Genomic DNA, 22,637 nt, shown 5'->3' on the forward strand with positions numbered 1-22,637 from the left:
CCAAAACGAGCAGTTTACTTGAACTGCTCGTTAAGCCATTTCATCACATGCGGCATACGACAATTCCAATAAGTACTGGCATGTGAGTTACAATCTTTGTGCTTCTCACAAACACTTCTCTCATCACAGTCTTTAATACCAATTTCAAATTCAGGATGAGCCTTCTTAAGCTCCTCAATAAATTTTTTAGTATCAGGCGTATCGATCAGTAATGAATCCGTCGAACCAATCTCTAACCTAAAATTCTTAAACGGCAGACAACGCTCGCTGCCTGACTTTTTTAGCTTCTGACAAATGTGTCGCGCACTACGCGCCTCGAAGTCCTTACCCACTCCATAAGAATAGTAGTCCTCTTTCGGCTGGGAGCTGTTGCTTTCGGGTGTCCAGATCTCTGCCGGTGTTCTGAAGACGGGGCTTAAAGGATAAACCGTGCAGGCGAATTGAGGATTACTCAAACCTATCTGTAGGGCGCCATTGCCACCCATTGAAATTCCAAACAGGGCGCGATCACAGGGTTTATTCTTGGACGTAGGGAAAGTCTTTTCAATGTACTTCACCAGATCCTTCGTCACCATGTCTGCTGTTTTTACTTTTGAAATTGCACCATTCATCCAATAGTTATTGCCACCACTGGGAGCAAAGATGAGGAAAGGTTTACCACCAGACCGAATCGACTGATCGAAAGCCTCAAGACCTCCGGCATAAACCAACGAATCACGATCTCCACCTCTGCCGTGCAAAAAGATTGCGTAGGGATAGGGAGTCGATGGTTGCGACGAATATCCCGGTGGAAAAAAGATATTCAGATCGACATTATTTTTTAAACTTTCTGAATAAAAATTAGTCGAAAGACATCGCGAAATGAACGCGCGTTGATTCAATATCTTTTCATCTAGAGGTTCACACTTGTGAGAGTTTGCATAAGTAGTGAACGAAGTCAGCGTTAGGAGTATAGCCGAGATTAGACATTTCATATTCTCTAACGATAGCACATCACATTTTCGTTTCAATTTGAGGCGACGAATAAACACAAGAAATCACAGGGCTTTTCAATTTTCACTCGAGAAAACCGTCAATTTTCGATACGACCAAGGTCCGGGTTTGTAGGATCTTTCGACACAGCCCTCAAGTCCGTCTAGTTTCTTGACGATAAAAATATCGACAGTTTGAAAGTTACAGATTCTAAAAGGGAGTTTCTATGATTAATTGGGATGAGTTTGAACACATACATGTGATCAAAAAACTCAAGCATATCCTCGGCGCTTGGTGGAATATTGACGTTGTATTTACAGATGAGCGTGGTGCACTAAGAGGCTATGACTCCGGCAAAGCTGGTTTCAGCAACCCTGCAATCGCAGCTTTGGTAAATAAAGAAGCTGGTCAAGCAAGCATCGCTGAGCTAGTAACTAGATCACTTGATGATCTTCGCACTTCTCAAAACCGTTTCTCTCTACGTAAGTGGGACATGGTTGGTTTTGACGTAGGTGTCTTCCCTATCATGATTGAAAATGATTGTGTTGGTACGGTAGTAGCTATGGGCTTCTTCCGTGAAGCTAACTTCACTTCTCGTTTGACTGAAATCCGTGAGCGCTTAGCTGCTTTCGGTATGTCTGGCGAAGTGATCGAAAAATGCTTGGGCAAATTGAAATTCATGGATGACCATGAACGCACTCACTTCACTGAAGTTTGTGAACTAGTTGCACAAGAGATCGTGACTCTTCATCTTGAGATTTCTTCTCGTGAAGATCGCATCAAAGAATTGAATAAAGAACTTGGTAACAGATTTAAATACGACAACATGATCGGTAAATCTAAACCAATGCAATCTTTGTACGCTTTGCTTGATAAAATCAAAGGTGCAGATTCAACGGTTCTAGTTCAAGGTGAGAACGGTACGGGTAAAGAGTTGATCGCAAAATCAATTCACTATAACTCTCACCGTAAAGACAAACCGTTTGTTATCCAAAACTGTTCTGCATTCAATGACAACTTGTTGGAATCAGAATTGTTCGGTCACGTGAAAGGTTCATTTACTGGCGCTTTGAAAGACAAAAAAGGTCTTTTCGAGATGGCAGATAAAGGTACATTCTTCCTGGACGAGATCGGTGATACTTCTCCGCAAATGCAAGTTAAACTACTTCGCGTATTGCAAGAAGGTACATTCACTCCAGTGGGTGCAACTGAAATGAGAAAAGTCGATGTTCGTATCGTTGCGGCGACGAACAGAAACCTTAAAGAGATGGTTGAACAAGGTACATTCCGTGAAGACTTGTACTATCGCTTGAACGTTATCAACATCCGCGTTCCACCTCTTCGTGAACGTAAAGAAGACATCCCATTCTTGACGGATTTCTTCTTGAACAAAATCCATGAAGCTCAAGGTGGCACTAAGCACCAATTGACTAAGCGTGCTCTTGAAAAATTGTACGACTATCCATGGCCAGGTAACGTTCGTGAATTGCAAAATGAAATCGAAAGACTATGTGTTCTTTCCGGTGAAGAATCAAAATTGATGGCGGAACTTCTTTCTCCAAAAATTTTGGAAGCTGGCGAGAAAAACAAAGTTCAAGGTTCCCGTTTGCAAGGTAAGTTGAAAGATGCTTTGGAAGATCTAGAACGCGAAATGATTCGCGAAGGTCTTCGCCGTACAGGTTGGAACAAATCCAAACTGGCGAAAGAATTGGGCATCAGCCGTGCGGGTCTTATCATGAAAGTCGAAAAATACGGCTTGGATAAGCGTAAAATCGCTCGCGCCTAATTCGGCTAGCACCCTAAATTAATTACCTGTTTGATCTAAAATTAGAGGGCTTTGAAGGTGAACTTCAAGGCCCTTTTTGCATTCAAAAACACCCCCTAACCCCCCGTAAACAATGGACTTCCTGCCGTTAGCCGAGAGTTGGTACTGTTCTTGTATATTAGGGTTTCTGTTAAGGGGTGTTCGTTATATGCAAAGTTCAACATTGGATTCTTCATTTGTGTCTCGCTTAAAACATCTGGTTGAGACCCGCTATGGAAAAAATCTGCTTATTCGTCAATTGATGGATCTGGGGGATCTACATGACCACGAAGATACATTCTTGCGTGGCAAAGACTTTCACGTACCAATCAAAGTAAATGGTGCTTTACTTGGAACTGCTATCGTTCCGGGCGCTGAGGATTTGAATGCAGAAAAACGCCAAGGCGTTACGCAACTTATTCGCATGGTTTTAGAACCCGCTTTGTATAAGTGGTATTTGGAACAAAAAGAATCAAACCTGGTTGAAATCAGCAAAGCCAATTTTGAAACCGAAAACTTGCATGTCTTTGGCGACGATGCTTTGCCAAGTATTGACGAACTTCTGGAAGACACTTCCACGGACCTAGCCAAAGGTCTATCGAAGGAATTGCTTTCTCACCTTATCCATCTTGAGGGATCTAATGCGACAACTAACAAAAAAGTCGCTTTGCAACTTCATGAACTAACAGGCAGATGGGCCTTTGTTCCGTTCAATGATATCAAAGGCCAACTTCACTCTAGCTATGACATCGCTAAAATGGGTGAAATGACAATTTTCATCGAAAACATCGAGGCTCTGAACGCCGCTGAGCAAGAGCTTTTGCTGGAATACCTAGAAGAAGAACACCTCGCGGATGAGCCATTGATCATCACAAGTTCTTCATTGAACCTGGAAGATCTGGGAAAATTGGAAACAATGAAATCGAATTTGATCGATGAAGCTTCTGTGAACTGCTTCGAGGTGGATCGCGCTCCACTTACCTCTCAAGGTCTAAGAGAGGTCTTGGAACTGTTCTTTATGAAAGACCCTGCTACTACATAAATTCTTGAATTTACATCGAGTGTCTGTGAGACTTTTCTCATGGTCACTCATGATGAATTTCTCAATTCTTTTTTAAGCCGTTCCCTGTCCACAGACGCGTTCAAAGTCTTCTCCCTAGCTGGAGATGCTTCGAACCGTCGTTACTATCGTGTCGTCCATGACAATCAGTCCTGGGTATTGATGCGTTGGGAACCCTTTGATCCCGCAAATTATCCCCTAACAAGTGTGCGCAATCATTTCGAAAAAAATGGCGTGAACGTTCCAAAAATCATCGCTATGTCACCTTCTGAAGGATTGATCCTGCAAGAAGACCTTGGCGATTTGATGTTAGAAAGAAAATTCTGGGAAAGCCAAAGCCATGAATCATCCATGGAGTGGTACAAACTGACAGTTGATGAAATCGTTAAAATTCATCACAAAGCAACTTTAGATCACGATCCGAATTGCTCAGCTTTTAAAATTAAATTCGACACAGAAAAATTCATGTGGGAAATGAACTACGGTAAAGACAATCTTCTTGCCGGAGTACTGAAGTTTCCATTCAATGATAAAACCAGCACAGAGCTAAATAGCATCTTCCACGATGTTTGCTCAAAGCTTGATGCGGAACCAAAGCGCATCGCTCACCGCGACTACCACTCTCGCAATGTGATGATCAAGCTTGATAAAGTTCATGTGATCGATTTCCAAGATGCTCGCATGGGACCAATCCAGTACGATCTAGTCAGCCTTATGCGCGACTCCTATGTCGACATGAGTGACGAAATGGCCAACAAGCTTATTAATTACTATCTTGAGCAATCTAAGCAGTATCTGCCTAAGGATTTTTCGCGCGAGCACTTTGATCGCATGTATGAACTGCAATCAATCCAACGTTGCTTTAAAGCTTGTGGTAGCTTTGCTAGTTTCTTCCATCAACGTGAAGACCGCCGCTATTTGAAATATCTTTCTGGAACTCTTCGCCGAGTTATGAAAGCTATCAACGAGTTTCCTGAATACAAAGTATTTGGCGATATCCTGATCGACTCCGGCGCCCTTGAAAGAAAGTACGATTCTCTATGAATGTAATGCTCCTTGCAGCTGGCGAAGGCACACGCCTTCGCCCTTACACGAATCAACTCCCAAAGCCTGCTATTCCATTTTTAACATTGCCCCTGGCGGCACATTCTTTGGGTTTCCTGCAAGGACTTGAGCTGAATAAGCTTGTGGTGAACACTTATCACCTGCCTGATAAAATCCACTCCCTTTTCCAACGCATCAACCACGGCGCGAAAGAGCTTATCTTTTCCGATGAAGTCGGAGAGATCCTGGGCAGCGGCGGTGGATTAAGCAAAGCGCGCGATCATTTCAAAAACGGCGGAGACTTCATCATGATGAATGCCGACGAAGTGATCTTACCTGAAGACTCTGAGGTTTTGAAAAAAGCCCTGGCACAACACCGTGCCTCCGGTGCACTTTCCACTTTGTTGGTGATGAAGCATCCTGAAGTCGGGACTAAGTTCGGCGGCGTTTGGACTGATGCCTCTGGCAATGTAAAAGGTTTTGGAAAAACAAAAGTCGAAGGCACTGAAACAGCTTGGCATTTTATTGGCGTACAAATTCTGTCTGAGCGAGTTTTCAACTATCTTCCGAAAGAAGGCGTTTCTAATATTCTTTACGACGGTTTAATGGCTGGGGAAAAGAATGGGGAAAAAGTAAATGTCTTCCCTTTCGAATGCACTTGGTTTGAAACAGGCAATCCTACGGATCTTCTAGAGGCCTCTAAGCATTGCTTGGAAGTTTTGATGGGCGCAGACTCTGCTGGCAAGCAAGCTCTCGAGAAAACATTCGCCCAATTTGCATCCTCGCGAATTATCACGCAGAAATTCAATCAGGCCTTGCTGCAGTTTTCTTCTGAAGCCTTGATCGATAACAACTCTAATTATTCAGGATTTGTTTGCGCGGGACCGGGAACTGTTCTTGGAAAAGATTGTAACTTGGAAAATGTGATCGTGGGTGATGGAGTGCATGTTGCTGACGGCACACGCGCCAGCAACACGATTCTTTTATAAGGCTATTTTTTTAGATCTACATCAGAGACGCCAAAGAATGAATCTTGGCTCTCTTTCACTTTATAGCGACGAGACATCATCAAGAAGATACTATCAGCGGCAACACCAATCGGCTCACCGTTATAGTTCTTACTCATGCCCGCCGCCAAACGTGATGGATCTTTATCAAGCAAGCTGCCTGATTTTCCACCGGCGCCATAACCTGGATATCCAGAATAACTGGCATCAGCTGATGGAGAACGACCTGAGCCACCGCCCATACCGCCGCCACCTTCATCGATACCATTTACCGCAGTAACGGCACCGATTTTTACTTTCTCCAGGGCTTTCTTTTCAATTTTCTTAGAGGCTTCCATTGCAGCATCAATAGCCCCTTGCGGAATTCCCGCTGAAGCCATCGCCGCCGTTGAGTTCATGCTATCTACGTCGTATGTTTTACCGTCAGGTGTTGTCACCTTTGTCGCTGAGCTATTCACTAAGCCCTTAGCTTGCAATTCACTAAGACCCGCTTCTGCTTTTTTCATATAGTTAGAGCCCACAGAAGATGCAGATACATATTCAGGATCTGAGCTTAAACCACCTGTCGAAGAGTCGTAGTTACCAGTGCCGTAGGCATCCGTTAGATTTGCCGTATTATAGGACTGACCGGCTTTAACACCGTTTTCCTTAGCTTGTTGCATCGACTTGATCGCCATGATTGTGAACAAGGCCGCTGTAGCACAGCTACCTGCACTGCCTTCATAACAAGGTGGCCAGTTTGTGGCTGCTACTGCAAACTCTGTTGCACTTGCCACATAGTTAAATGCTTCAGCTTGTTTGTTTTTCTTAGCATTCGTATTTGCCGAACTATTAATTGCTGGCGTTGAGCTTATAGACGAAGTCCCGCCATCAACACCTGCCGCAAAACCCACCATCGGAGTAAAGGCAATGCTGGCACTACAAACTGCTGATGTAAGTGATTTAAACATCTTCATTGCTTACTCCTAGTTATTAATCAAAGTACGTTTGTTGTCTTGATAGCGATCTCTAACTTTTTCCCAGTTAGATTTACCACCCTGACCAGTAACTTCTTTTGTCCAATTTTGCTGCTGACCACTGAGCTTATTAGGATCTTTCGCTCCGCCTGGTAAGTAGCCACGAAGTCCTGATTTATCAGAACCGGAATCTCCGCTACCCCACATACCACCGCCTCCGCCGCCACCACCGGCGCCGCCAAGGATGTTAGTATCTAGAGCTTTATGTCCGTCTTTGCCTTCACCTGCTGCGCTACCGCCGCCGAAGCCGCTGCTACCGCCAAGATTCGCACCACCGCCACCACCAACTGGGGCACCGACGCCACTTGCACTCGAAGGATCACGTGAAGTTGATGATGTTTCTGCAGTCGACGAACCTGACGCCAAATCAGCAGCCGTCAAACCACCCGCATCTGTTGTTGAACCCGTCGCAGAAAGGGCAGAAAGACCACTGCCTGAAGCACTCATGGAAGCTCTTGCTGCTGTAGATCCGCAACCTTCTAGCATTGGATTTTTCAAACAAATACATTCTGGAAGATTTGCGTTCGCTTCGATAGCGCATGTTTCTGCTGTTGTTGTACCTGTAGTTGAACCATCGGCACTTGATTCTTCTTCACAAGATTTACCTTGTTTCAAAGATTGTGCGATACCGTAAATACCAGCGGCACCCGAAGCAAGAAGCTGTACGTACTTACCAGTACAAACTTCGGCCTTACCGGCCATTGATTTTTTATCTGATTCGACAAGCTCAAGCTTTACATTTTCCGTCATTTTCTTACGAACGGCGTAGTAATCGAGTCTCATTTTTTCGCAGGCTGCAGCAGACGCTGCATCGGTAGGCTGTGGAACACATTCTACTACTGGTTGGCTATACAGCGTCTTATTAAGGTTTTCGAGAGCTGATCGCGCAGCCACACACGAAAGACCACAACCAGCTTTTGCAGCCCCGCAGGCTGCCGTATATGCAGTAAACGCATACTTTGCAATATCCATGGCTTTAGCGAAAGTACTACAGCTATCATTAACAGCTGCACTTCCCACCGTGCTAATTAGAATATTCAAACCAGCCACACCATCTTGGATAGCAGGGCTTAGTTTCTCAATACATGCCCATGCCGCCGCATTCTGGCGCGTAATACAGTTTTCACGATTTTCTTGATATTTATTTTTATACTCTGTGATCTTAGGAGCCGTAGAGTCTTTAATGTTCTTATACGACTGCAGCTCGCTGTAGTTGTTCAAAATGTTGGTGTAAACTTGTTCTAAGCTTTCACCGCCAGCGTCTTTACCATCAGGACCGTTATTAGCTAATGCCGGATCTGTGTTGCCGATTGGTGCTGAGCTTGCTGCTGAGTTCGCTGTAGATCGAATGTTTCCAGTTTTCGCCGCAGGCTGAAAGTTTCCAGAGCCACTTGAGCTTACCGGAATTGCAACATTCGTTTCACTTTGTTGATAAACGTCTTTTCTTGCGGTTTGTGCAACCACTGGCGAGCTGAACGCCATTACCAATGAAGTCACAACTGAACTTAAGATCTTCAGATTCTTAAACATGCTATTCCCCTACCTGTCTCTTTTCGGACAAAAGTCAGAAATTCTTGAGTGTATCAGATTGAGAATTTGTGAATGAAACTAGAAGTCCGAAGGTGGGGGATTCTTGATCTTAGCCTTGCCGGAGTTATCTCCGCCTAATTGCAGCTCAGAGTTTAAATAATCCGAGGAGATCATTTTAACTGAATAGCCCGTCGTGCCGCCGACAATACAATTGCCCGTGGTTGGCGGAACAGGAGTTTCGCCTGAGTAAACTGGCTCGATACTGCACTTGCCTAACTTATTGGTGTCTAAAGAATAGTCGATCAAACTCTTATCAGCCCAGCCTGTCAGAACGTTCTTCCAGTCCTTAGAAAGGTAAGTCAGTTTTTGATCGATATCTAAACTCAGTTCTTGGATTTCTCTGTCTTTCAGAACTTTGTACTGATCTTTTACGCTGAACTCATTTAGGTTCACATCGCCCTGTTTGTAGTCTTTGTGATAACCGATATCTGGGCGAACTGCTTTATCAAAACCAGGAACAACTTTCGGAATGAATTTGTCTTTAATACGCAAAAAGTAGTTATGATAAAAATCTGGCTCGATGGAATAGTAAGCCATATCGAACTGATCTGGAAGAACAGCCAACAGCTCTAGATTTCGGAAACGAGAAGGTGCTTTTTTCTCTTCGCTCCAAGCCAATAGATCACCATTACCTCCATTTTTCTTGGAGAACTCAAACGGCAATTGCTTCCAATGGTCAAAGTTTGGCGCACCATCAGAAAAATCAGCCTGATCTCTAGATCGGCCATTGCTCCATGTCGGGTCCAATTTGAAAATAGCACGGCCAAATTGGAAAAGCAGATTTCTGCTTTTCAAACCATACTGATCGCCGACAAAGCGGCTATAGTTTCCCGCACGAGTTGGATCTCGAGGGTTCCCAATGTTGCTCGTATCAAAAATTCGGGGCGGAAGATTTTCATCCATCTTACCACCACCGGATGACTTATCTGAACCTGATGGCCACTGAGATTCATACCACGGGCCCATTCTTCCACCGAAAGGTTTGAAATAGGCGCGTGCAGTTAGCTCCACAGTTCCAAGTGGAGAAAACGGAATGTTCGGACGAGTCGTTGCACTCACTCCCACATAAGCCATACACCAAGGATTTTTTTCGACGCCCATTGAATAGTTATAGGGATCTTCAATTTTTTGTCTTAGACCCACGAATTGAGATAGCTCCTCGATCTCTTTTCTTAACGAGTGTGCCGCGTTGTTCTTCACTTCAATAGGCCAATTGTTAGGATCCGATGCCAACTCTTTAGGGTCTGGATCAATTCGGCTAGCACTTCTATCGCAGATTGTATCGATATAGTTAAATGCCGGTGCAATACGAACTGGCACCAACCACTTCGCCGGTAACTCATCAGTGGCTGGATTGTTACATCCCTCAGCTCCGAATGAATTATAAACTTTAAATTTCAATCCGCCGTTACGGTTCGCCGAAGTTAAGTTATTGGAAAGAGTATTCTCGATGCCTTTTTTAACACTATCGCCATCAAGATCGTAAAAGTCTTCCGTCGTGTTGCTCATCGATCGAGATAGCGCCGCAATCAACAGCATTCGGTCACCCTGATCAATGTTGTATCCAACCACGTACTGTGCAAGAAGCCTGTAGTTAAATGCACCAAAATATTGGCAACGCTCGAAAGCTCTGTTACGCAAAGTTTCTGAGATCGTCGTCATGGTGACGTTAATACTATGAAATACGCCAATAGGACGTGTGGCATCCATGATCCGAACACCACTATTGTTTTTCAAATCTCGACAAGTATTCTCTCCATCGGGCATGGGCTTAAATGGAACGTAGGTCGCACAAAAAGATGGAGCATCATAGAAGTCTTTAGCTGATTGATTGATATCATCCGTCTCTGCGGACCCCTGACGTAATGTAAGCACGCGGCCATTTTTATCCAACGGATGCTCCGAAAAATCCCCCGCCGTTCCAATCATACGGTAACGCCAAGCCAGCAGTTTCCAGCTCTGACGAATTTGATAGTTGATGTGTGCGATCGCATTCATGTTCTCGGCTTGCTTCATCGCTCCGTAATAGGCAGCAAGATCCACCGAGTTTTGTAGATTGATTTTGTGGTGGACCAAAAGGCCCACGTTAATGACCATGGCAAAGAATATAAACAGGATTTGGAATACCAAAGCGACAAAGAGTGCGACCTGACCTTTGCGATTTCTCAGTTTTTTAAAAAAGGGGCTTTGCGTATTTACCATGTGGTTAAGAAATATTGTCTCGTATCATATGCATAGAGGCAATAACTCGACCTTGAAAACTTTGACTTGTTCTATAGTGAGATGACAGACTTTTATCCATGACTACCAAAGGAAACTCGACGATGGTCCGTAAATACTTTATCGCACTCCTGAGCTTCGCAACCCTCATTGCTCCAGCGATTTCCAACGCGGATGTTTTGTTCGAGGGTTACTCGAAAATCAACGCGGGTGATTCCCACATCGGTTACGTCATCAATCGCTATGAGTTCGATGCTAAAAAGAAGCAATTCATCTCTACGTACTTTGTGAAAACTGGAAAAGGCGCCACTGAAGCCACAGAAAGTTTGAAAGCCGTCGCCGACGCAGAACTTGCACCTATTTCCTACGAGTACACTTCACTTGCTGGGAAAGAATCTAAAACAATCGATGCTAAGTTCAAAGCTGGTGCAATGACTGCCGTGGTTAGCATCAACGGCAAAATCCAGAAAATCGACAAGAAGATTCCAAAAGGAACGTTCCTTTCAACATTCCTGGTTTACTTGATGCTAAAAAGTAAAGAAGGCCTGCGCTCTGAAACAAAGTACGAGTATCAAGCCATCGCCGAAGAAGACGGAAATATCTATAAAGGCCAAGCCCTGGTTGGCAAGGAACAGATGTTTAACGATTTCAAAGTATTCAAAATCTTAAACACTTTCAAAGACTCTAAATTTTTAAGCTACGTCAATGAGCGCGGTGAAGTGGTTGCCACGAATGCGATGGGCACTGGCATTTCCACTGAACTTGTTTCAACTCCCGCAGAAGCAACCAACGGCCAACCTTATAGCGCAACAATTTTAAAAACATTATTCAGCACGGTCCCAGCAGGAACTCAGAACGTTGTTTCTCAAGGCAAGAAAGCAAAACCAAGCACTTTGCCAGCAACAACAATCAATGCTCCTATCGCGGCTCCATCTGCAGCACCTCAACCAGAAACTTCAGGTCAATAATATGAGCATCAAGCACGTTATCGGACAGCACATGTTTATCGGTATTCAAGGTCACGCCCTGACAGCCGATGAAAAGAAATTTATCGTAGACAATAACATCGGCGGCATTTGCCTTTTTGGTCGCAACGTTGCTGATCCAAAACAAGTTCACGATCTGTGCGCTGAAATTCAATCATTACGCCACAAGCAAGCCGACAAGGCTCCCCTATTTATCGGTATCGACATGGAGGGCGGTCGTGTTCATCGCTTAAAACCTCCATTCACAGTTTGGCCAGCACTGCGCAAACTTGGAGATCTGGATGCACCGACGGTTTCATTCCATTTCGCCAACCGCATGGGTCAAGAATTGAAAGCTGTGGGTATCAATTTGGATTTTGCTCCATCAGTGGACGTATTCACCAATGAAGCAAACACAGTTATTGGTGATCGCTCCATCAGCTCTGATCCAGAATCGGTAGCTCGTCATGCTTCCGCTTTAGTTCGTGGTTATATCAAGGCAGAAATTCTAACGTGCGCGAAACATTTCCCAGGTCACGGTAACACAATCGTCGACAGCCACTTGGATTTGCCAATCGAAAACTTGGACAAAGAACGTTTGGAAAGCTGTGAGTTGATTCCATTTAAAAAATCCTTCAAATCACGCGTCGACATGGTGATGACTTCGCATATTAAATTCCCGAAGATCGATCCAGAATGGCCAGTTACTTTGTCTGAAATTTTCGTTAAGAAAATGATCAAAGAAGAACTTCGCTATCGCGGCCTGGTCATCACAGATGACTTGGGAATGAAGGCTATGTCAGCACATTATGGCGTTGATGAAATTCCAGTTCGCGCTCTGCAAGCAGGCGTGGATTTGCTTTTGTATTGCAATGAATTCGACGTTCCCCCACAAGCAGTGGAAGCTATCTTAGGCGCTGTTGCCCAAGGAACTTTGGATGCGGCTCAGCTCGAAGGTTCTCACAAACGCATCCTAGAATTAAAGAAAACAAAGATCATCAACCCAGATCCGCTCCCAATGGAAGAGGTCGTAAAGATTGTTGGTCACGCAGAGCACTTAAAGATCGCAGCGGCAATTAACAGCGGCGTCAGCCCTGACGGGTTACTGCCAGAGTAACACTCCTGTAAAAAATACCTATACCCCCTCCCCCAGCTAGGCCTGGGGGGCCCTCAAGCTGGCCTAGGAATTGATAAGATTCCTATGTTGCTAGAGGAGTTTTATATGGGTTTCGATCAAAATAACGAAGAAGTTCAGAACGAAAATCAGCTCGATTTATTTTCGTATGAAACGTCTAAACTCGATTTCTTAGCGGATCTTAAGATCCCTACTCCAAAGCCTCCTGAGGCTAATAAATCACCACGTTTCATGACGATGTCAGTGGCACTTCACATTGCTGCGGCAGTTGTTATGGCCGTGATGGCAGTACCTTTGGTAAATGAAATCAAAACCGAAACAATCACGATTGATTTGGAAGAGCCCTCTGTTCAGCAAGTAACTAAAGGTTCTCCCGTAGAACCTACTATGGGAGGCGCTCCGGCGGCACTTCCTGAGAAACTTCCGATCAAGGAAATTGCTGAAGAAAAACCAGTCGCGCAACTTCCAGAAAAAGCGGCGCCCGCAGAACCTGTGGCTCCCCGGGAGAGTGCAAATTTAGCCGAGGAAGATGCTGTGGTTGCAGCACCTGTTGTTGCTAAGGCCGAAGCCCCTAAACAAGCTCCTGCTCCCAAAGCAAAGCCTGCTGCCAAAGCTCCAGAAGCTCCTGCAAAAGCCGCGACTCAAGCAGTTGCAGCTAAAACAACGTTCAAAGCTGTACCGATGACCGTTGATGATATCAATGCGCCAGAGCTTGATGAGGGTGAAATCGCTAATCAGAAATCTGAAGCGAAACTCGGTGATGATTTCAATCAAGACTTTGATGAAATCGATAGCAAGCACGCTTCAAAGCTTGCCGCAGAAGAATCACAAATGAATGCAATGGCAGAGGCCTTTTCTAATGAACAAGAAGGCTCTTTGAAAAACCTTGAAGAACAGAATGAAGCTGAATCAGCTGCATTGGCAGAAAGCCAAAAAAATCTTCGTCAGAAAAATGCAAAGGCCGTAGCTTCGGCTATCGCCTCTGAACGTGCAGCTGCTGAAGCCCAAGCGGCAGCTCGTGCGAAAGCCGACAAAGAAGCCGCAGCCATCGCGGCAGCAAATGCTGCTAAGAATGCCTCCGGTAACGGTGGTGAAGGTAACGGCCATGGCGCGAAACAAGGCGCTGGCGCAGGAAATAACGGGACTGATAAAGCGGGAACTGAAATCGCTGGATCTCCAGAAGGTGTCAGAAGCTTGGATCAGTTACGACAAATGCCGGGTAATCCTCGCCCTCAATACTCTGAAGACGAGCGCTTAAAAGGCAACCAAGGTAACGTGACTTTCCGTGCTTACATCACGAAAGAAGGCGTGCCGGTGAACTTCCAAATGAAGCACTCTACGGGCTACAGAAACCTGGATGCGAAAACATTGGCAGCTTTGAAAAAATGGAGATTCTATCCTGGTCAGGAAGGCTGGGTTGAAATGCCATTCCAGTGGGATCTTAAAGGTGGCGTTCAAGAAGTTAGAGGACGCCTAAGAACATCTGTCGGTCAGCTCTAGGGCTGACTCAACTCTCAAAAAGTACAAACGCAAAAAGCCTTTGGTGAACCCAAAGGCTTTTTTCATTCAAACTAGACTCAGAGAAAACTAGTCTTTGAAAAGATCTTTAGCAGATTTCGTAGTACCGTTCGTACGAACAGCAGCTTTACGTTTTTTACCGCTAGTAGTTCTTTTTTTCTCGCGAATGTATTCAGTCTTTTTAGTTTTAGAAGCCACGGTTTACCCCCGGAATATTTAATTAAAAACTCCGGCCGTGCCGAAGTGCGCTATACCCGTCAGAGCCGGGATAGGCTAGACGGAACGAGTTAACTATCAAAATGGAATAATCAAGTCAACCGAATGCCTATAATCTGATGAACTTTGTGTATTTCCGAAATAGGCGTAGTTTATGCGGAAACGAGGCCCACTGAACCCGCAACCCGCGGAAATACGAGGTCTGGAATCATCTAAATCGTCCGAAAAGCCCAATCTGATGACTGAGAAGCGATTTAAGAAGGTTTCAACCCCTGCCCCCAGGTATCCTTCAGAATCCGCATCCACGCGGAAACGGGCTGCAGACCTGTAAACATAGTTAAATCCAGCACCCACCGTGGTTTTATGGCGAAGCTCTTCCGGAGCGTCTTTGTCTTCACCAAAAGCATTGTAAACCACCAAACCGAGCCCAATATCGGGATTTGGTGTGTATAACAGCCCCACATCGGCGTTCACATGATACCAAGAAGACCCGCTTGCGATCTCTTGCTCAAGATAGTGGCCCGTCAAACCCACGGACCATTTTTCTGCAAAAAACTCAGAAAACGTCAGCGCCAGGTCCTTCTCTTTCAGATCGCCCCAACTTTTTGTATCACTTGTTTTCTGCACAAAAGCCAACGCCGCAGGAAGAGTGCTTTCTTTTGTGTTATCACTCAAAAAAGCCGCGAACTCATCTTGAGCAAAGGAAGTGAAAATAAATCTTCCCCCTAGATGTGCCATGGTAGCGGGATTCAAGAAACTAGTATCTCCCGGCTCAACAGCCGCACGTCCAGTTCCACCCGTCGCTACAGACACCGAAGAATTATAAACTTGGGCCATAGCTTGGTTCGCGCTAACATAGACCAGGAGAAAAACAGAAAGTTTTTTTACTAAGCTCAAAGGACGGAGCATGAATCAACACCTCGCACGCATCATCTGCGCGATCATTTTAGTGATCACATCCTATCAATCAGTCCAGGCTGCCGCCAACAACTTTACTGCTCAACAAATCAGAACCGGCGATAACTTACTGGGAATTCTTAAGCGTCATGGATTTTCAACTAGAGAACGTGAGCAAGTATTGGGCTCCGATGTTGGCTTGCGCAGACTGTTTTTAACTCTAGACACTCGCTATTTGGTTCGTCGCAGCTCTGGCGAAACTGAGCTTCGTGTATTTGACTCTCAAACATCTGACGCATTCCGTATCATTAAACGGGGCAAAACGATTCAAGCATTCAAATACGATCCGAAATACAAAATCACTTCCATGCGTATTGATGGCAAAGTTCACGGATCAGTTCTGGGATCTATTTTGCCCAAAATCAATAGCAACTGGGTCGCAACTCGCTTTATGGACGCTTATGTTTTTGACGTGAAATCATTCCGCAGCCTGCGCCGTGGGGCCCCGTTCTGGTTCACTGTCGAAAAGAAGTATGAAGAAGGCCAGTTCGTAAAATACGGAGAGATTCTGCAAACATCACTAGAGATCGATGGTGAAGTTGTTCGCAAAAAATTCATGCGCTCCAAAGATGGCGGAGTGTTCTTTAATGACCAAGATCTTTTGGAAAAGAGAGTCTTCTTCTCTCCGGTGAACTACATTAAAATTGCCAGCAAGTTTCAACCAAATCGTCTGCATCCGATCACGCGCCGTCGCGTTCCGCATCTAGGGGTCGATTTTGAATTGCCGATTGGTGATCCTGTTTTGGCTGCTAAAAAAGGTGTGGTCGTTCGTTACGGAAACAACCGCGCTGCCGGAAACTACATAGTCTTGCGCCATCCAAATGGCGTGGAGTCTTCTTACAATCACTTGTACAAAATTGATCGCCGCATTCGCGAAGGTTTAGCTGTAAATACCGGGGATAAAATTGCGGAGGTGGGTTGCACGGGATACTGCACTCGCGCCCATTTGCATTTTGCTCTAAAAATTAAGGGCCGAATGGTCGACCCTTTAAAGTACATCAAGCCTTATCCGCAGAACATGCACAGCATGCTCGCTTCTCAGGTTGCTAGGAATTAGAATTTCGTACAGATCGTTGCGTAGTTTGCGCAACGTTTCGTTGGAATAACACTGTTCGGATATGCCGCAGGATTAGAACCAATCAGTGGATTGTAACAAGCAACACCTGCACCGTACTCAACACCTTGAGCCACGCCACCAACTGTATTTTCAGTATAGCAAGATGGGATATGGGCTTTAGGAACCAAGCAACCATTCGTAACGTTTACGTCCCATTGATCCGCTCTGAAATGTCTGCGAATAATATCCAGCTCTTGGCGCAAAGCTGCGTTCGCAGAAAGCTGAGCTTCTGTGTGAGCTGGGCAAGAAGCCGCATCACGACTTAGATAAACTTTATAGATACGGTTACAGTTCCAGTTTTGAACGGCATTACCACTGCTCAAATCAACTTCTTGCAAAGTTTGCAGAACATTCAATGGCGCAAAACCATTGGAAACACCCGCTGGTTGACCATATGAAAAACGGTAACCACGACCGTAAGCCACGGCTTTGTTCGTTGTACTTGCAGAAACCACAGAACCGATGTTGTTCGCGTCTTTCAAGTAAGTCATCGTCATCTGACCTTGCACTTGCAAGATGTCACGCAAACTTTGCGAAATACTTTGATCGGAATTGAATTTCAAATTCGCCTCAAGCGTGCGCGAATTTGTAGAGAACGGGAAGTAACGAGTCATGCTGCCACGATTCGTAATCAGCGTATCCATGATGTATGTGGATGACAAAACATCCGCCATTGGAATCACATCAGTATTCAAAGCCAATGAGCCACTCGCAGAATAAACGCTCGAAAGATTCGAACGATCACGAATCGCCATTGTCGGCATCACATTCAAATTTTTCGGAGAATCACCCAAGTATTCTGCATACTGAGCTTTTGAAACTGAAGTCGCAGGATAAATCGGAGAGAAATTAGCATCGATATAAGAATAATAGCTGTTCGTAATGCCGATACCATTGGTTTGGTAAGCACCTGCGCGAATCGAATAATAAGCTGAACTTGAAGTCATCTGACCTGATTCAGCGCATGAGTTATAAGAGATTTGATCGAATCCGCCATCAAAGGCGAAAGGAATTTCTGACACCTTGCTCGCTTGTTGCGAACCGTATTTCGACGTCAGTGCCGCATCCAGACTAGAGTAATCTGCAATCCCATCCAATGAGGAGTCAAAACCAGCTTTCCCGCAGTTTTGAAAAGAAACCACAAGCGCCAATGAGGCAGCTATGACCCCGGTGACTTTCACCGTTGTTTGCTTGTTTGGCATTTTCATGGACATTTCCCCCGTTCTTTAACGATACCATGCGGCGGGAAACTACATTGATAAAAAACACGTAGGGAGCCCATTTTCAGCACAGTTCATTATAACTTGTCTTAGAATGAAACGTTTGCGATTTTAAGAGGATGTCTAAAGTAAGAAAAGCCATTATTCCAGCCGCAGGTCTAGGTACCAGATTCCTCCCAGCAACCAAAACAGTTCCTAAAGAGATGCTGACGATTGTTGATGCCCCGATCATTTTGTACGTCGTCGAAGAAGCCATCAAAGCGGGAATCGAAGATATCGTTCTGATCGCCGGCCGTGGCAAACATGCCATCGAAGATTTTTTTGATATGTCCTACGAACTCGAAGACAAACTTGAACGCGAAGGCAAATCTCAACTGCTGGCACGTGTGACGAAAGCACGTGATGCCGCAAACATCATCAGTATTCGCCAAAAACACGCGTTGGGTTTGGGTCACGCTGTTCACTGCGGACTTCCAATTGTTGGCAAAGAACCTTTCGCAGTTCTACTGGGCGACGAAATCACGATGGAAGCCAATGGTGAGGCCAACGTGACTTCGCAATTGGTAAAATCCTTCGAAGAAACTGGAACATCCACAATCTCCATCATGAAAGTGGCAGAGAAAGATGTTTCCAAATACGGTATCGCTGAAGTCGAGGAGAAATCTTCTGGATTCTTCAAGGTGACTTCATTGGTGGAAAAACCAAAACCGACAGAGACAACTAGCCGTTGGGCTCTTCCAGGTCGTTACGTGTTTGATAACGCTATTATGGATCTTTTGACGAATGCGAAGCCGTCTTTAAATGGCGAAATCCAATTAACCGACAGCATGAAAGTTCTCTGCCAACAAAAAGGTCTTAACGCGATGACTTTTAGTGCCGATCGCTATGACGCTGGTGATAAGCTTGGGTATCTGCAAGCCAACATCGAGCTTGCTTTGAAAAATCCAGAACTGAGCGTTGAGTTGAAAAACTACATCCTGGATCTGGCGAAGTCTTTGAAGTAACAGGGGACGCAATGAAAAAGCTTTTGATTTCGAGCCTTGTCGGTTTGCTAGCTCCAACACTAGCTTCCGCTTTTATTTTGCCTACAAGAACGATCCTGCAAAAGACTTCTGATAACGCCGGCAACGGTATCTACGCTATCGAACAAGAAGTCCAATTCGCCAACGGCGACGATACTGTTCACGTTCGTGAAACTTGGTTGATTGATAACGATCGCACAATGCGCCTGACAGTGACTGGAACAAAAGAATTGCAAGGCAACTTCCGTCTGCAATTCCTTTACACTGGCGGCCAACGCTGGACTGTTGTTAACGGCAACAGAAAAAGCGAAAAAACTCCGGATGATTTCTTAGAAAGATTTTTGAACTTTAGAAATGCCGAACAGTTTGCAACGGCTCTGACGAATTTGAAAATCCTGCCAAGTGGCGCCTATTCAAAACGCAACATGACCGTAAAAAAGGGCAACGAGATTTCTTATGAACCAGAATCTTGGGTTCGTTATTCTCGCACGGGTGGCGTTCCGAACTATGCATTCGGTGTTGCAACTCCAGAGGACGATAAAAATAACAACCCTGGTTTGTGGATTGAACAAGATCAGTTCGTCATTCGCAAAATCCGCCTACCAAGCCAAGTTGAAATGACGGCAGACAGCTACAACCAATTTGCCAAGGGTCTTTACTATCCTCGCTCGCGCACAATTCGTTGGGGCAACAACACGGCTAACATCCGCTTAATCAGTGCCTCTGCTCGCCCGACAACGGCAGGCTCCCAATTCCAACCAAACTCATTGGATATCAATGCCAAGGTTGATGGACTTGAAAAGCTTGCTGCGAAAGACGCTATCATTGAGTTCTATTCGAGGTTTAGATGAGCGATGCTCCTCTCTGGAAGGTTGCAGTCGATGCTCCCCTTCCAGAGGCATTGACGTACAGCTATGCCGAGCCGCTTGTTCGTGGTCAGTTGGTGAACGTTCCTTTGGGCAAACGTAAAATCAAGGGATTGGTTTTAGGTCCCACAACTGAAGTTCCTGAATTCAAAATCAAATCCATTGATTCCATCGATCCAGAATACTCTGCACTGCCCGACTCATTTGTAAAATGGTTGGAGTGGTTGGCTTCGTATTATCTGCATCCCGTAGGTCAAGTGGTTCAATCTGCATTCCCTCCCCTTAAGCGAACGGAAAAACAACGTGCGAGTAAACGTGCACCCGTAATTCCGCAACTTGATGCAGATAAAATTCCCGATCTGACTCCCGAGCAAAAATCTAGCTTTGAAGGTATCGCCCAACACAAAGGTTTCTCTACGCATTTACTTTTTGGTGTCACTGGATCTGGTAAAACAGAAGTGTACTTGCGCTTGTTGGATAAAGCTCTGAAAGAAGGAAAACGTGGTCTTGTCCTTGTTCCAGAGATTTCTCTAACTCCGCAATTGATTCAACGATTCGCGCGTCGTTTCGGCGACAAAATCGCAGCTCTTCACTCCCAACTGACGGATCGTGAACGCACCAATCAGTGGTGGGATGTTGTCGAAGGCAAAAAGCAGATTTTGATCGGCGCTCGATCTGCCCTGTTCTGTCCAGTTCCAGATTTAGGCATCATCATCGTCGACGAGGAACATGAACCCTCGTACAAACAAGATGAGAAACTAAAATACAATGGCCGTGATGCCGCCGTTATGATGGGTAAAATCATGGACTGCCCTGTGGTACTGGGTTCGGCGACACCAAGCTTAGAAACCTGGAAGAACGCCAAAGAGGGCCGCTATCACCTTCACCCTCTGAAAAATCGCGTTGCCAACCGGGCTCTACCAGATGTTGAAGTTATCGATTTAAGAAAACTTAAAGCCGATGATGATCACCAAAAACTTGTGATCGAAAAGTATTCGCATCTGCCGTACTGGATGAGTCCGCAGCTTTTTGAAAGAATGCGTGAAACCTTAGAACGCGGCGATCAATCTGCATTGTTTTTGAATCGTCGTGGTATTGCGCAAATGGTGGTGTGCCCAGCATGTGGTCATACCCGCGAATGTCCTAACTGCGACATCTCTTTGACTCTGCATGCGGGTTCACACTTGGTATGCCATTACTGTGATTATCACGAACAACTGAAAAAGAAATGTCCTGACTGCAAAGAGGGCGAGCTTGAGGCCATCGGCTTAGGCACAGAACTATTAGAGACAGATCTTGCGCGTCTTTTCCCAGGAAAAACCATCGCACGTGCCGACCGTGATGAAATTCAAAGTCGTGCTGACCTTGAAGACCTTATCGCGCGCATGGAATCTGGTGAAATTGATATTTTAGTCGGCACACAAATGATCGCAAAAGGTTTGGACTTTCCTAAGTTGAAACTCGTAGGGTTGGTGCTTGCTGATGTCGGATTTAATCTTCCAGATTTCAGAGCCACAGAGCGCAGCTTTCAATTAATCACTCAGATGAGTGGACGAAGTGGACGCCACGTTAAAGATGGCGAAAGCCCGGGTTTAGTTATCATTCAAACATTCAACACCGAACACGATAGCTTAACATTCGCGCGCCATCATGACTTTGAAGGATTCGCAGAACACGAGCTCAACGTGCGTGCGGCTTTGAACTATCCGCCAGTTGGAAAACTTGTGAGTTTCCGTATTCAAGGACCTCATTTAAACAAAGTCGAAGAGACGGCAGGACTTTTAGCCAGACGAGCACACGCCTTGAAGGCTCAAATTGAGAAGTACAAAGGTGTGGAGGTCTTAGGTCCAGCAGAGGCAGCTCTTGCTAAGTTACGAGGCCAGTTCCGATATCATCTATTGGTAAAATCCACTGCAGGTGCGGTAACTAACTCCTTCTCACGTCAACTCCTAGGGGACCAGGAATGGGTTCCATCGGGTGTTAAAATTATCATCGACATCGATCCAATGAATTTGCTTTAAGGCACAACTGAGATCTAAAATAGATACATGATTCAATGCCCGCGCTGCGGAATTCAAGTAACAGAACTACACCCGATAGAACCTGAACTATCGGCGAAGCTTGCACAAGCTGGCGAAGCTAATTTGCCACCTGAAGTGTGTGCGGGTTGTATTTCTGATTTGCGCAGAACTGCTGCTACCAGCAGCGGTGGCGTTTTGATGGCGCAAGAACGCGCCCGAGAACAGCATCGTCTGGCATTGTGGAAGTCTCGCGTTCAATTGATCAAACAAGCACGCAACTCCATGGGGCAAAAGCTTTATGCCGAGGCTGCGATTGCCTATGAAAAATATTTGAAAATTCTTGATATCGTTTTTGAAGTTAAAAAGGGTGAAAAGCTTCGCCCCGAGGCCTTCAAAGAAAGTGCACGTCATACAGAACTGACGGTTGTGGCTTCCGTTTATTGGGATTTGATGCGTATCTATGATACTCACGAAAAATATCACGAGCGCATGCAGAACTCTGCAAAGCAACTTGCCATGTTCGTGCAATTTACTCCGATCTATCCTGACATTATTAAAAAAGCCGAGTCTTTTGTTCGCTCTGCCAAGAATCCAAATATCGTTAAAAATTTCTTAAAGATGGCTGACAAAGAAAGACCACGTTGTTTTATCGCAACTTCTGCGTTCGGACCTGCCGCTTTTGAAGTACAAACCTTGCGACTGTTCCGCGACGATGTTCTGAAAGAATCCTATTTCGGAAGGAAATTCGTTTACTTCTACTATAAGACATCACCTGCAATTGCTTGCTTACTCGATAAGCACTCCTGGCTCAAACCCGCTGTGAGAGCCGTCTTGCGCACATTGATTAAATGCGTTAGCTAAAAATTCACTGCCTTCCTTCTTGCAAA

General features: G+C 45.2%; 19 protein-coding genes. 12 read left to right on the top strand and 7 right to left on the bottom strand.

Going from position 1 to position 22,637, the window contains the following annotated elements; translation table 11 throughout:
• Positions 1–14 precede the first annotated feature (14 nt).
• Positions 15–974: an alpha/beta hydrolase gene (locus ACLVWP_RS18145; RefSeq protein WP_413559072.1), complete on the bottom strand. Its 960-nt coding sequence runs from the start codon at positions 972–974 to the stop codon at positions 15–17.
• A gap of 224 nt (positions 975–1,198) precedes the next feature.
• On the opposite strand from ACLVWP_RS18145, the gene ACLVWP_RS18150 reads away from it, so the two are divergent.
• The 4 genes from ACLVWP_RS18150 to ACLVWP_RS18165 all read left to right on the top strand — a co-directional run bounded on the left by ACLVWP_RS18150 (position 1,199) and on the right by ACLVWP_RS18165 (position 5,869).
• Positions 1,199–2,758 (top strand): sigma 54-interacting transcriptional regulator, encoded by a 1,560-nt coding sequence (locus ACLVWP_RS18150; RefSeq protein WP_413559073.1) that lies wholly within the window; start codon positions 1,199–1,201, stop codon positions 2,756–2,758.
• 187 nt (positions 2,759–2,945) lie between these two features.
• Positions 2,946–3,818: a hypothetical protein gene (locus ACLVWP_RS18155; protein WP_413559074.1), complete on the top strand. Its 873-nt coding sequence runs from the start codon at positions 2,946–2,948 to the stop codon at positions 3,816–3,818.
• A 39-nt stretch (positions 3,819–3,857) separates the two neighbouring features.
• Positions 3,858–4,880: an aminoglycoside phosphotransferase family protein gene (locus tag ACLVWP_RS18160; RefSeq protein WP_413559075.1), complete on the top strand. Its 1,023-nt coding sequence runs from the start codon at positions 3,858–3,860 to the stop codon at positions 4,878–4,880.
• The gene (locus ACLVWP_RS18165; protein ID WP_413559076.1) at positions 4,877–5,869 is read left to right on the top strand and encodes a sugar phosphate nucleotidyltransferase; all 993 of its coding nucleotides are present in this window, start codon (positions 4,877–4,879) and stop codon (positions 5,867–5,869) included. Before ACLVWP_RS18160 ends, ACLVWP_RS18165 begins: the two co-directional genes overlap by 4 nt.
• Before the next feature lie 2 nt (positions 5,870–5,871).
• Here ACLVWP_RS18165 and ACLVWP_RS18170 read toward each other — a convergent pair whose 3' ends face one another.
• The 3 genes from ACLVWP_RS18170 to ACLVWP_RS18180 all read right to left on the bottom strand — a co-directional run bounded on the left by ACLVWP_RS18170 (position 5,872) and on the right by ACLVWP_RS18180 (position 10,695).
• The gene (locus ACLVWP_RS18170; RefSeq protein ID WP_413559077.1) at positions 5,872–6,843 is read right to left on the bottom strand and encodes a hypothetical protein; all 972 of its coding nucleotides are present in this window, start codon (positions 6,841–6,843) and stop codon (positions 5,872–5,874) included.
• A 9-nt stretch (positions 6,844–6,852) separates the two neighbouring features.
• On the bottom strand, positions 6,853–8,433 hold the full coding sequence (locus ACLVWP_RS18175) for a hypothetical protein (RefSeq protein WP_413559078.1): 1,581 nt from the start codon (positions 8,431–8,433) through the stop codon (positions 6,853–6,855).
• Positions 8,434–8,511: 78 nt separating this feature from the next.
• Positions 8,512–10,695 (bottom strand): TadE/TadG family type IV pilus assembly protein, encoded by a 2,184-nt coding sequence (locus ACLVWP_RS18180; RefSeq protein ID WP_413559079.1) that lies wholly within the window; start codon positions 10,693–10,695, stop codon positions 8,512–8,514.
• Positions 10,696–10,793: 98 nt separating this feature from the next.
• Between ACLVWP_RS18180 and ACLVWP_RS18185 the strand changes: the two genes are divergently transcribed.
• From ACLVWP_RS18185 to ACLVWP_RS18195, 3 genes are all read left to right on the top strand, one after another.
• Entirely contained in the window at positions 10,794–11,681 is an 888-nt protein-coding gene (locus ACLVWP_RS18185; protein WP_413559080.1) for a hypothetical protein, read from the top strand.
• Between the two features lies 1 nt (position 11,682).
• On the top strand, positions 11,683–12,795 hold the full coding sequence (nagZ, locus tag ACLVWP_RS18190; RefSeq protein ID WP_413559081.1) for a beta-N-acetylhexosaminidase: 1,113 nt from the start codon (positions 11,683–11,685) through the stop codon (positions 12,793–12,795).
• Positions 12,796–12,900: 105 nt separating this feature from the next.
• Entirely contained in the window at positions 12,901–14,313 is a 1,413-nt protein-coding gene (locus ACLVWP_RS18195; RefSeq protein WP_413559082.1) for an energy transducer TonB, read from the top strand.
• Between the two features lie 87 nt (positions 14,314–14,400).
• Here the strand turns inward: ACLVWP_RS18195 and ACLVWP_RS18200 are convergent, their stop codons facing one another.
• Positions 14,401–14,529 carry a hypothetical protein gene (locus ACLVWP_RS18200; protein ID WP_413559083.1) on the bottom strand — a complete coding sequence of 43 codons (129 nt, stop codon included), beginning with the start codon at positions 14,527–14,529 and terminating at the stop codon, positions 14,401–14,403.
• Between the two features lie 96 nt (positions 14,530–14,625).
• Positions 14,626–15,456 carry a hypothetical protein gene (locus tag ACLVWP_RS18205; protein ID WP_413559084.1) on the bottom strand — a complete coding sequence of 277 codons (831 nt, stop codon included), beginning with the start codon at positions 15,454–15,456 and terminating at the stop codon, positions 14,626–14,628.
• Here ACLVWP_RS18205 and ACLVWP_RS18210 point away from each other — a divergent pair.
• Positions 15,455–16,561: a M23 family metallopeptidase gene (locus tag ACLVWP_RS18210; protein WP_413559085.1), complete on the top strand. Its 1,107-nt coding sequence runs from the start codon at positions 15,455–15,457 to the stop codon at positions 16,559–16,561. The genes ACLVWP_RS18205 and ACLVWP_RS18210 overlap by 2 nt on opposite strands.
• Here ACLVWP_RS18210 and ACLVWP_RS18215 read toward each other — a convergent pair.
• Positions 16,558–17,829: a hypothetical protein gene (locus tag ACLVWP_RS18215; RefSeq protein ID WP_413559086.1), complete on the bottom strand. Its 1,272-nt coding sequence runs from the start codon at positions 17,827–17,829 to the stop codon at positions 16,558–16,560. The two genes, ACLVWP_RS18210 and ACLVWP_RS18215, sit on opposite strands and share 4 nt — an antisense overlap.
• A 131-nt stretch (positions 17,830–17,960) precedes the next feature.
• On the opposite strand from ACLVWP_RS18215, the gene galU reads away from it, so the two are divergent.
• Genes galU through ACLVWP_RS18235 form a run of 4 tightly spaced genes read left to right on the top strand, consistent with a single transcriptional unit; the run spans position 17,961 to position 22,611 of the window.
• The gene (gene galU, locus ACLVWP_RS18220; RefSeq protein ID WP_413559087.1) at positions 17,961–18,845 is read left to right on the top strand and encodes a UTP--glucose-1-phosphate uridylyltransferase GalU; all 885 of its coding nucleotides are present in this window, start codon (positions 17,961–17,963) and stop codon (positions 18,843–18,845) included.
• Between the two features lie 11 nt (positions 18,846–18,856).
• On the top strand, positions 18,857–19,714 hold the full coding sequence (locus ACLVWP_RS18225) for a hypothetical protein (protein ID WP_413559088.1): 858 nt from the start codon (positions 18,857–18,859) through the stop codon (positions 19,712–19,714).
• Entirely contained in the window at positions 19,711–21,750 is a 2,040-nt protein-coding gene (gene priA / locus ACLVWP_RS18230) for a primosomal protein N' (RefSeq protein WP_413559089.1), read from the top strand. The genes ACLVWP_RS18225 and priA overlap by 4 nt, the downstream gene beginning before the upstream one ends.
• A gap of 27 nt (positions 21,751–21,777) precedes the next feature.
• Entirely contained in the window at positions 21,778–22,611 is an 834-nt protein-coding gene (locus ACLVWP_RS18235) for a CFI-box-CTERM domain-containing protein (RefSeq protein ID WP_413559090.1), read from the top strand.
• Positions 22,612–22,637: the final 26 nt, after the last annotated feature.

The organism is Bdellovibrio sp. HCB209 (assembly GCF_047306065.1).
In the GTDB taxonomy this organism is placed as follows: Bacteria; Bdellovibrionota; Bdellovibrionia; order Bdellovibrionales; family Bdellovibrionaceae; genus Bdellovibrio.